Origin of the sequence: Sphingomonas radicis (assembly GCF_051400635.1) — a bacterium.
GTDB lineage: Bacteria > Pseudomonadota > Alphaproteobacteria > Sphingomonadales > Sphingomonadaceae > Sphingomonas.
The window spans coordinates 1-11334 of sequence record NZ_JBLFFG010000002.1 but is presented as its reverse complement, the minus strand read 5'-3'; the positions used below and the strand labels follow the sequence as shown (position 1 = coordinate 11334).

Genomic DNA, 11334 nt, shown 5'->3' with positions numbered 1-11334 from the left:
CTCAGAAGGTCGCCCGCACGCCGAGCAGGAACTCCCGGCCGAAGTGGCGGTAGTTGGATACGCGGTCGGTCACGTCGACATAACGGTCGCTGTAGGTGTCGGTGAGGTTCACCATTTCCAGCGAGAGCTTGACGTTGTCGGTCAGCTCATAGCCGATCGACGCATCGATGTTGGTCGCGCCGTTGACGCCCTCCTCGCTGTTGTTGTTCCCTCCGGGGAAAGACAGAAGATAGCCGTCGCGATACGCCGCCGAAACGCGCGCGCTGAACCGGCTCGTCTCATAGTAAAGCGTCGCATTGTACATGAACTTCGACTGGCCCGTCAGGCGGTTCTTGCCATAGTCGCCATAATCAACATCCGAATCCACATAGGTGAAGTTGCCGATGAAGCCGAAATCTTTGAGCGCGCCCGGAAGGAAACTGAACGGCTGCTGGTACTGAAGCTCGATGCCCTTGAGCGTACCGCCCTGCCCGTTGATCTTGCGGGTGACCTCGAAATCCTCGTCAGGTGACGCCGGCGTTCCGGCGAGCAGGCTGTCGGGGAGACCCAGGCTCGCCCATGGCACCACATCGGTCACCGTGGTGATGAACGAATCGATCTTCTTGTAGAAGACTGCCGCTGCGAGCAGCGATTCCTTGGCGAAATACCATTCGACTGAAGCATCGAGGTTGGTTGCGCGGAACGGGTCGAGCAGCGGGTTGCCGTAGGAAACGCGCCGCGTGGGCGTCGACAGGCTGCCGCCGGGAGTGAGGTCGCCCAGCGCCGGCCGCGACATCACCTTGGCCGCACCGAGGCGGACCACCAGTTCCTGCGCGGGTTCGATCGCGATATTTACCGAAGGCAGCCAGTCCTCATACGTGTTGTTCACCGTCACATATTCGGTGTTGAGATAGCCCGAACTCTCGGTGTCGGTACGTGCATAGCGCAGGCCGAGGTTCCCGCGGACCGTCAGCCCCGCGAGCGTAGAGTTGAAGTCGGCCTGGATGAACGCGCCCTTGTCGGTTTCCTTGACCTCGCGCACGCCGTTATAGGTCGGCACCAGCGGCGCATCGTAGACGCTCAGGAAGTCGCTGATCTTGCCGATGTCCGGCACGAGATACTGGAGATCGGTGCCGTCGGGGATGTCGAGCCCGCCTTCGATCGATGCGATCCGGCCGAGATTGGTGACATCGGTCGCGCGGTCGGCACCCGAGAGCTGCGACACGGCCTGCTGGAAGCCCCAGGTATCGAAGCTGTAGGTGCGATACTCGCCACCGCCCTTGATCGTCAGCCCATCCTCGATGTCATATTCGAGCGCACCGGCCGCGGTCTTGAGCCGATAGTCGGCGCCACCGGTGCTGCGGCGCCATTCAGTGAGGGTGAAGTTGCGACCGTCGGTCACGTCGAAGCCATAGGAGATCAGCGGCAGGCGATCGTTCTCGCGGAAATCATAGGTATAGCCGTCGCGGTTGGTCGCATCGAACATATACGCGACCGAGAGCGGCGTGCGCGCCTGGGACAGCGAGCTGCCGATCTTGATCCGGCCGCGGAACCTGTCGCTGAAGGCATGGCGTGCGTTGAGCGAGAGCTGGGTGAACTCGCTCTCGTCCCGCACGAACCCATTCTCCGATCGGACGTCGACATCGTCGAACACGCCATAGGAGATGACGTTCTTCTCGGGATCGATCGCATAGTCGCGCACGATCGTCTCGCGCACGCCGCCCGCGGCGCGGCTGAAGCTGATCGCTTCGATGTTGGGGCTCTCGGCTTCCTGGTTGAAGCGCGAGTGCAGCATGTCGACCACCACTTCGGTGTCGGCCGAGGGCTTCCACTGAAGCGAGGCGGTGATGCCGAGCCGATCTTCCGCGAACTGGCCGTAGGTGTAGCGCGGGATGCGCGGATAATAGGCCGAGAGCAACTCGGTGCGCTGCGCGTCGGTGGTGCAGGTCACGCAACCCGCAAAATTGTTGCCCGCACCATAGGCCGCCGCGGGATCGCCGCTCTGCCAGCGAGTGGTGTTGAAGCTCTCGCTGGTCGGCTTGCGCTCGCTGTAGGCGACCGAGATCAGCGCACCGAAGGTCTCGTCTTCATTCGCCCAGCTCAGCAGCCCGGCGACGCGGGGCAGGAGCTGCTTGGATAGGTCATTGTACGATCCCTGTGCGGCGGCGGCCCCATGGACGCCCGCGCCGAAATCGAGCGCACGCCCGGTCTGCAGGTCCACGGTCGCACCCAGCGAACCTTCCTCGATCTCCGCCGACTGAGTCTTGCGGACGGTGATGCTGTTGAACAGCTCGGACGCGAAGATCGAGAAGTCGAAGCCTCGGCTGCGGTTGCCGCCATAGGCTGCCTGCGCCTCGAGCCCGTTGATGCGCACGCGGGTGAAGTCCGCGTTGAGGCCGCGCACGCTGATCGTGCGGCCCTGCCCGCCCTCGCGCTCGATCGTCACGCCGGGCAGGCGCTGGATCGATTCGGCGAGGTTGAGATCGGGGAAGTCGGCAATGTCCTCGGCCAGGATCATGTCGACCGCACCGGCCTCGTTGCGCTTGGCGTTGAGCGCCTTGTCGAGGCTCGAGCGGAAGCCGGTGACGACCACTTCCTCGTCTGTCGCCACATCCTGCGCGGGTTCGGCCTCCTGCGGCTCGGCTGCGGCAGGCGCAGCGGGCGCCGGCTCGGCGGTCTGGGCCTGGACACCGGTGGCGGCGAACAGCGCAAGCACCGAGGCGCCGGCCGAAAGCAGGGCAGGATTACGCAACGAACTGATCATCTTCCTCTCCACGCGCGACCCTTATTGATACCGGTGTCAATAACTCTGGGCGGTGTCGCTCATTTCCCAGATTTTGCGATGAACTATCACATTTTGCAAAAAGCCGTCTAGTCCCCGAAGTGCGGCTCGTGCTGCTGTGGAGCCGATCAGCAGGTCCTAGCTGCGCTGCACCTCCACTGCGTAGACGTGGTTCGCGCCGTGCATATTGGATACGAAGAACAGCCACTCGCCGTCGGGGCTGAAGCTGACGTTGGGTTCCAACCGGTAATCGTGCGCCGACATGTCGACGATCCGCTCACGGCGCATCACCTGGGTATGGATCAGCTCGTCACGGTCGCTCTCCGGGTCGGCGTCCGGAACTGCCTCGGGGCGCAGCAGCACGAGCCATTTTCCGTCGGCGGCGTGTGCGACCATGTCGGCGTCGCCGCCGTCGCCGGCGAAGAGCTTGCCGTCGGGCGACAGATTGAAATGCACCGACCAGTCGTCACGCTCCACGCAGCGATAGACCCGGCGGCCGGTTTCGAGATCGACCGAGGCGACCCAGAACACCTGTCCGCGCGGCGTCTGCAGATCGTAGAACACCTGCTTGCCGTCCGGCCCGAACCATTCATGGCCGAATATCTCGAAGTTCATCGTCCGCTGGTGGAGCTTGCGCAACCCCGATCCGTCCGCGCGCATTGCCCACATCCGATCGACGCGGTGCCACGGCCCCTCGTGCGAGAAGATGATCTGCTGCGGATCGGTGGGCGAAAACTGGGTGTGGCCGATCCACTCGTTGGTCTTGTGGATCACGCGCCGCGTACCGGTGCGCACGTCGACCACGAAGATCTCCATCGGATAGCGCGCCGCCCAGCGCTGGAGCATCCGCACGCCCTTGGCTCGGGCGAAGTTGAGCGGCTTGCCGTCGGGTCCGGTCGCCGAATATTCGGCCTGGTCGAACCGCCGATTGCGCGGGTCCGCGACGCCGGGCTGGAGCGGCTGCGAGCCGTAGGCGACGTAGCCGAGCAGTAGCGTGTCATCGGCGTTGAGCGCGTTGAACTGGCCGTTGGGTATCCTGCAGATGCGGCGCGTACGGCCGGTATCGGCATTCGCCGCGAACACCGTGCGTGGCCGGTCCATCGGCTGCGCCTCGCCCGGATCGCTGACCGAATAGAAGACCTCGCGCGAGCGGCGCGCCGTGAACATCAGGTCGGCCTTGGTATTCTTGACCAGCAGCCGGGTTTGGAAGGTCTTCAGATCGACGAGCGCGATCCCGCCGGGGGTGGAGATCGCCATCAGGTCGCCCTCGGGCGTATAGGCGTTCTTGTAGAAATAGAGCTTGCCGCCACCCTCGTCGGGGCTGACGCGGCAGACGCGATGCCCGGTCTTGGCATCTACCCATTCGCGCGGCGCGAGCCCTTTCGCCGCGGGCTGCGCAACCTGAGCCACAGCCTCGGCAAGCGCGGGTGCAGCAATCGAGCCGCCGATCAGTCCCTTCAGGACGGTGCGCCGAGTTTCGGCCGTCATAAACGCTCCTTCGATACGGTGGATCTGCTCATGGCGCGGGGTTGATTCCCTCCACGCGCACGGTCCAGCCCTGTTTGGGGAAGCCGGGCGCGTGCCCGGTGGCGCCGTCCCAGCCGGCGGCCATCATCCCCACCGCCATCAGCAGTGCGCCGTTGGAGGGAAAATAGGTCTCCGCCGCGCGGCGATAGCCGGCGCCGTCGGAATTGCTGGCCATCTTGACACCCCCTGCCCCGCCCGAGACCGGCACCAGCTCATTGGCATGTTCGTCGAGATGGACGCGCGGCGTCATGCCGGTGCGGCCCCATTGGTTGTTCTTCCGGTCCGCGAACAGCCAGTCGACGGCCTTCTCGGGCTGGCCGAGCCGCGCCGCGGCCATGGCGATCATCGGAAAATCCCAGCCCCAAGTCTGGCGCAGGTCCCAATTGGCCTCCATCGCGTCGAGCGTGCGGCGCATCGTCACGGGATCGATCCGCTCCCCGCGAATGAAGCCATAAGCCATCAGGAACGAGGGGTGATCGCGATTCTTGCAGTGCTCCGCAGCCGCGTTGCCTCGGCATTCGGCCGATTGCGCGGTCGTCCAGAAGTCAGGAATGGATTCGACAGGCAAGTAGAGCCCATCGCGCACCGCAGGCGGTGCTATCCGGGCAAGCGCCGCATCCCAATCGGCGCGGCGCGCGAGCCCGCGGCGCTCGCGCCAGGCCTGCGCGGTCGTCAGCCCCCAGCGGAAATACTCGACCTCGAAGGTGGGGTTCACCGTCGTCATCGGGTCATAATTCTCCTGCGCCGGGATCAGCGGCGGACCCAGGTTCTTCCGCCCGCCCGCGTCGAGCGGCCAAGACGCGAGCAGCTCTGCGGTGGCCTCGACCAGCTCGCCGTAACGATCCAGCGTCGCGCGGTCTTCGCGTGCGCGCCACACGAGCTCGGCGAGCAGGATCGGGTGCGGCTGCTGCCACATCAGGAAAGGCGAGACGAGGCTGGGGCTGTTGCGTCCCTCGGGCCCCACCATCTTGGGCCACCAGGCACCCTTCACCTTGTGCCGCGCGGCCTCCTCGCGTGCCTTGGGCAGATGCGCGAGATACCAGGGCAGGCTGCGCTCGAGCAGCTCGGGGCGACCCCAGAGCGGCTGCCACGCCGAATGCCAGGGGTGCATCTCGAGGTGGAACTTGCCGTACCAGCTGTTGGAGAAGAGCCCCTCCTCCTGCGGCGGCAGCTCGCCCGCACCGTTCACCGCCGAAAGATATTGCGAGAGCACCACGCGCCGTTCGAGCTCCTTGGCGCGCGGATCGGTGCTGCCGGTGAAGTCGATCGCGCCACCACTGGTCCAGAAGCGTCGCCAATGGTCGGTTACGGAACTGGCGGCGGCATCGGCGGCGGGAAGGCTGACAGGCGCGGCGCTGCGGTCGAACGAAGCCATCACCGTCAGCCGGTCGCCGCCGCTGGCACGTGCGGCGATCCCGGTACCGTGCTCCGCGAGCACGCCGTTGCTCGCCAGGGCCGACCAATATTGCGTCGCGTCGAGCGCGCGGCGCAGGTGGATGCGGTTCGGCCGGCGCGACAGGATCGTGGTCGTCCCGCCTCCATCCCAGCGCGACGGGTCGGGATTGATCTTCGGATCGACGCCCGGATAGCGCACCGTTACGCCCAGCCGACCAGCTGCCACCAGCGGCGACTGGACATCGACGAACACAGCATCGGGCTTCGGCAGCACGCGCGTGACGACGCGGATGGGCTGGCCGTCATAGGTGAAGCGGCTCTCGAGCGTGCCGGTCCACATGTCCAGCGTTTGGCGCGGCGCCGCGATGCGCGCGAAGTCGGGCGCCTTGCCGTCGATCGTGAAGGCGATCCGCGCTAGCGAGATGCGGTGCGGGTTGGCGCGCAGCCAGGTGAAGGCGGGCTTCTGCTCGGCCGCATCCCAGGATTTCATATAGGCATAGGGCTGCTCGCCGCGCCCGGGGACCGCGACGTTCACCAGCCCGTCCTTCTCGGTATAGCCCTTTGGATTGGGCAGGCTGTGCCAGGCCCATTGCGCCATCGTCAGCAGTGGGGCGAGCTCCGAATAGCGCTCGGGAAAGGTCTGGAGCCCGGTGATGTCGGCAGTGAAGCCGAGATTGCCGTTGCCGAGCATCACCGGCGCGTGCGGGTCGACTGCCGTGAATTGCGGATTGTGGCGACGGACCAGTGCCTCGCGATCGATCGGCTGCGCGGGTTGGGCAGAGGCTGCAGTGAAGCCTGTGGCTGCAGCAAGCAGCGTCCCGAGCAGCAGCGCGGAACGCGGGCGCGCGGGTGCATGGTGATCCTGGATCAAGACGTCAGCTCCTCTCCGCCGAACGACCTCCCGGGCCGCTCGCCTTTGCTTCTACCACCCGATCCTGCGGGATTCGCCGGTGGTGGCAGCGCTTGTTTCGTCCACCGGTGTCACTGACGTATTTCTGCGCCATTCCGATGGTAGCCGGGGATTGGAATGACTCTTTTTCCGCGGCATGTATAGTGCTAATTGAAACAATGTACCGCATAATGGGAGTTAAACCCTGGTTGGCGGAGGAGAGGAAAGAAGATGAACAGGTTGCCGGCCGCGTTGCTCATCGGCGTATCGGTCATTGCGACGCCCGCCGCGGCGCAGGTGATCGCGATCAACCAGCCCGCCCAGACACTCTCGGAGGGCCGGATCGCGACGCTCCCCGATGCCGAGCAGCCCGTTTGGCGCGCCTATCTGCTGCGCTCCGAGGCGCAACGGCGCGCGGATCGCGCGACGCTCGCCGCCGAGCTCGCCCCAGGCCAGTCAGCCCCTCCCCCGCCCCAGGCGTTCGGCGGTGGTGAAAAGAGCATGCCGCTCGACCGCGATGCCAAATGGTACGGCTCGGCGGAAGCGCGGCGCATCGCCGACACGATCGTGAGCTTTCAGACTCCCGCAGGCGGCTGGAGCAAGAACCAGAACCGCGCCGGCCCGCCGCGGCTTCCGGGCCAGCGCTTCGCGAACGATGCCGAGACGATGGTGCAGGATCCGGCGAATTTCGACGCGCCGGTGGACCGCTTCTGGACCTTCGTCGGCACGCTCGACAATGGCGCTACCACCACTGAAATGCGCTTCCTCGGCCGCGTCGCGACGGCGCTCCCGGGCGATGCGGGCGCGCGTTACCGGCAGAGCTTTGTTGACGGCGTTCTTTATCTGCTCGCCGCCCAATACCCCAACGGCGGCTGGCCGCAGATCTGGCCGCTCGAGGGCGGTTTCCACGACGGCATCACCTTCAACGACGATGCGGTCTCGAAGGCGGCGATGCTGCTCGAGGATGTCGCCGAGGATCCCGGCTATCGCTTCGTTCCCGAGCATCTTCGTGCACAGGCCGCGCGCGCAGTCGAGGCTGCGGTGAAGGTGATCCTCCAGGCGCAGGTCCGGCAGAACGGTCGCTTGGCTGGCTGGTCGCAGCAAGTCGATCCGCTCACGCTCGAGCCCATCTCGGCGCGCAACTACGAGCCGCGCTCGATCGCCAGCGCCGAGACCACGGACATCCTGCTGTTCCTGATGCGCCAGCGCGACCCTTCGCCCGAAATCCGCGCCGCGGTCGATGGCGGGATCGCTTGGCTCAAGGCAAGCGCGGTGCGCGACTTTGCGTGGACGCAGACTCCGGAGGGCCGCAAGCTGATCCCGCAAAAGGGCGGCGGACCGCTCTGGTCGCGCAATTACGACGTGGTCACGGGCAAGCCGATCTTCGGCGACAAGGACCGGACGATCCACGCCGACGTCAACAACATCTCGGTCGGCCGCCGCAACGGCTACAACTGGTGGGTTACCAACCCGCAGCGCGCGATCGACGCCTACGAAGCCTGGTCAAAGGGCAAGAAGATCACGGACTGACATTGGCGGCGGCGGTCCTCCGCCCCGGCTTTATCGCGCCCGCTCGCCCTTTGCGCCTATTCTGCCGGGCCGTGGAAATCGGCTTCCACGATGCCGAGGCTCCAGCCGGGCGGCACTTCATTGGCGCCAGTGTCACCGGCTTGGCGCGCGGTGCTCAGCTCGACGATGTTGCCGAAGCCGTCGCGGTCCGCCACCGGGCCCGTCTGGGTAATGCGCAGCACGCGCCCGGTCGCCGCCGGGAACGCCTGCCCCACATAGCCCAGGCTACGCTCGGTCGCGCCTTCCCAGATCGTGCGGCCGTCGAGGGTGAAGCGCAGGGGATAGCTGCGCGTGCGCCAGCCGACTAGCTTGAGGTCGATTTCACTGAGCGTCACCGGGCGATCGAACTGATACTCGATCCAGGCCGTGCCCGGCTTGCCGTCACTCGCCCAGCGCGAAAGCTCATTGTCGTCGGTGGTCCTGCCAGCTTCGGCCTGGTTGGCACCAGCTACGATCCGCGTGGGAACGTGAGTCGTTCGCGTCACACGATAGGACGGCGTCGCGGGCGTCGGGCCGCGCGTCAGCAGGCCTAACTGGTGGTTCTCAGGGAAATCGGGCGACAGTCCGCCCTTCGCCGCCGCGGGAAGCACGACCGGAATCTCGATCGTCGCGCTCTTGAGGCCGTCGGCGGTAGCGGTGAGCTGAACGATACCCTTCTTGGTGCCTGCGCGAAGCAGGACGCGATTCACGCCGCCCTCGACCGGCAGCGCGCGGGACAAGACATAATTGTCCTCGTGACGCGCGGTGCCTGCATAGCTGGTCGTCCCGGGGATCGACTCCTGCTTGACCGGCATTTCGGCACGCGGCTTGCCTGAACTGTCACCCTGCGCAATCCCGCCGCGCCATTCGGCAGGTCCGGCAAGATCGAACGCGATCTTATGGTTTGCGGTCGGCACGCGGCGTCCCTGGGCGTCGACCACTTCGACATCGACGAGCGCGACATCGGCACCGTCCATCACGAACCCCCGCGGGGAGGTACGCGGCGTCAGTCGGATCGCCGCAGGTTCACCCACGGTTTCGAGGCTGTACTCGGACGTGCGGCCGTCGCCGTGCGTCGCCACCGCGCGCAGCGTACCGGACTCCCACTCCACCTTGGGCCAGGTGAACAGGAAACCGCTGCTGCGTTCTCCCTTCCCCAGCGAGCGGCCGTTGAGGAACAGCTCGACGCTCTCGCCGTTCGAGACGACCGTGGCGTCCTTCACCGTGCCGGAGGCATAGTTCCAATGGCCGATGATGTGCGTCGCGGGTGTCTCGGGGTCCACCCAGCCGTTCCACATCACCTGATGCGCATAGAAGCCCTGCTTGAGCAGCCGCACCGCGTCGACCTCGCCCGAGCGGCGATAATTGTTGTCGCCGCGGAAATGGGTGTTGCTGTCGGACCAGATGATGTTGACGCCGCCGGAGCTCACGCGCTTTCCGGTGCCGGGCCGCACGCGATAATAGTCCCACCAGCGCCGCACGTCCTCCGCGGCATGGCTGTCCTGGTTGCGGTTATAGTCGGGCGAGTCCTTGTGGAAGGGCGGCGTGAACTCGTCCTGGTAGGCGCGCGCACCTTCATCGCGGCTATACTCCATTGCCCACATTGGGATGTCGCCGCTCTTGTTGATGTAGAGCATCTCGCCGCCGTACTCGGCGGTGTTGCTGTCGAGCATCTCGCGCGATCCGATCGCACGGCCGCCGTTCGGGTCATAGCGGTCGCGGATGGCCTTGAGCTCAGCCATATGCGCTTCGCTGATACTCTCGTTGCCGCCCTCGTAGAACAGGATCGAGGGGTTGTTGCGATTGTAGATGATCGCGTCGCGCATCACTTCCTTGCGCTGTTCCCAGCGGCGCCCCTCCACGTCGTGCTCGGCATCTCCCGCAGGCATCGCCTGGATCAGGCCGACGCGATCAGCCGATTCCACATCCTGCTTCGAAGGCGCGATGTGCATCCAGCGAACGAGATTGCCGCCGCTCTCGACCATCAGCGCGTTGGAGAAGTCGCTGATCCACGGCGGGATCGAGACGCCCACCGCCGGCCATTCGTTCGAGGTGCGTTGGGCATAGCCGTGCATCTGGATGACACGACCGTTGAGGGTGACCATGCCGTCCGCGAAGCGCGTCTGGCGGAACCCGGTGAGCGTATCGACGCTGTCGATCACCTTGCCCGCTTCCACCAGACTGGTCGTCGCGCGATAGAGATAGCCATAGCCCCAGCTCCAGAAGTGGAGCCCTTCGAGCCGGCGCTCTGCCGCCAGCGTGCGCGTCTCACCGGGCGCTATCGTCGTGGTATCGCCGTCGAAGCGGCCGATCACGCGTTCCTCGCGGTCGCGCACTTCGACGCGATAGCCAATACTGCGCGGGCGGGCATCGTCGTTGCGGATCTGCGTCTCGGCGTGGATCGTTGCAGCGCGGCCGGGAATGTCGAAGCCATCGGCCCAGACATATTGGCCGGTGGTTCCCAGTCCAGAATACAGCGGCAGCGTCTGGTACAGCTTGCCCGACAGGTGCAGACGGACATTCCTGGTGATGCCGCCATAGTTGACGTTGAAATTGCGGTCGTTCCACTGGAAGCCGCTGCCGGTGGCACGTTCCTTGTAGCGCCAGTCGTTGTCGACGCGCACTGCGATCACGTTCTCGCCGGGCTTGAGCATCGGCGTGATATCCGCGCCGAACGCCATCGCACCATGTTCGGAAAGGATTACCGAGCGGCCGTTCACCCACACTTCGGCTGCCTGGCGCACGCCTTCGAACTCGAGGAACGCCTTACCCTTCTCGGCGCCCGCGGGAAGCGTGATGCGCTTGCGATACCAGATGATGCCGGTCGAAAGCTCGCGGATGTCGCGGGCGAACGCTTCCTTCTCGTTGAACGCGTTGGGAAGCGTGACCGTCTGCCACTTGGCGTCGTCGAACTCGGGCAGCTCGGCGCCCGCGACATCGCTGGTGGTGGTCCGCCAACCCGGGTTTAGGTTGTAGGTGCTGCGCGGCGAGGCGACGACGATCGACGCATCGTGCGCCAGCGCGGGTGCCGCCTGTGCGATGGTGATCGCACTCGCAGCGCCGAGCAACGCCAGGATTCTATTTCCGGCCGACATCAATACCTCCCCCCAACTTATTGAATTATTTTCTTATAGCCGCCTCACCAGTTCCACATGGATCCGTCTTCGAGGCGGTTCACGGGCAGGTAGGCGCGCTTGTATTCGTGTTTGGCGGC

At 65.5% G+C, this 11334-nt stretch carries 5 protein-coding genes; 1 reads left to right on the top strand and 4 read right to left on the bottom strand.

The genetic code is table 11. The features are described from left to right. Position 1: 1 nt before the first annotated feature. The 3 genes from ACMGDH_RS07075 to ACMGDH_RS07065 form a co-directional block, all read right to left on the bottom strand. On the bottom strand, positions 2 to 2743 hold the full coding sequence (locus tag ACMGDH_RS07075; RefSeq protein ID WP_436827250.1) for a TonB-dependent receptor: 2742 nt from the start codon (positions 2741 to 2743) through the stop codon (positions 2 to 4). A gap of 156 nt (positions 2744 to 2899) precedes the next feature. Next, on the bottom strand, positions 2900 to 4249 hold the full coding sequence (locus tag ACMGDH_RS07070) for an oligogalacturonate lyase family protein (protein WP_436827249.1): 1350 nt from the start codon (positions 4247 to 4249) through the stop codon (positions 2900 to 2902). A 28-nt stretch (positions 4250 to 4277) separates the two neighbouring features. Beyond that, a complete protein-coding gene (locus ACMGDH_RS07065) occupies positions 4278 to 6554 on the bottom strand; it encodes a hypothetical protein (protein WP_436827248.1) in 2277 nt (758 codons plus the stop codon). 249 nt (positions 6555 to 6803) lie between these two features. Here ACMGDH_RS07065 and pelA point away from each other — a divergent pair, with 249 nt between their 5' ends. Next, positions 6804 to 8102, top strand: coding sequence for a pectate lyase (gene pelA, locus ACMGDH_RS07060; protein ID WP_436827247.1), 1299 nt, complete (start codon positions 6804 to 6806; stop codon positions 8100 to 8102). 56 nt (positions 8103 to 8158) lie between these two features. Here the strand turns inward: pelA and ACMGDH_RS07055 are convergent, their stop codons facing one another. Next, positions 8159 to 11215 carry a glycoside hydrolase family 2 protein gene (locus tag ACMGDH_RS07055; RefSeq protein WP_436827246.1) on the bottom strand — a complete coding sequence of 1019 codons (3057 nt, stop codon included), beginning with the start codon at positions 11213 to 11215 and terminating at the stop codon, positions 8159 to 8161. Between the last annotated feature and the right edge of the window lie 119 nt (positions 11216 to 11334).

What these genes read in the sequence shown, in the direction of transcription:
- ACMGDH_RS07075 (WP_436827250.1), bottom strand. Translation starts at nt 2,743, where the DNA reads ATGATCAGTTCGTTGCGTAATCCTGCCCTGCTTTCGGCCGGCGCCTCG.
- ACMGDH_RS07070 (WP_436827249.1), bottom strand. Translation starts at nt 4,249, where the DNA reads ATGACGGCCGAAACTCGGCGCACCGTCCTGAAGGGACTGATCGGCGGC.
- pelA (WP_436827247.1), top strand. Translation starts at nt 6,804, where the DNA reads ATGAACAGGTTGCCGGCCGCGTTGCTCATCGGCGTATCGGTCATTGCG.
- ACMGDH_RS07055 (WP_436827246.1), bottom strand. Translation starts at nt 11,215, where the DNA reads ATGTCGGCCGGAAATAGAATCCTGGCGTTGCTCGGCGCTGCGAGTGCG.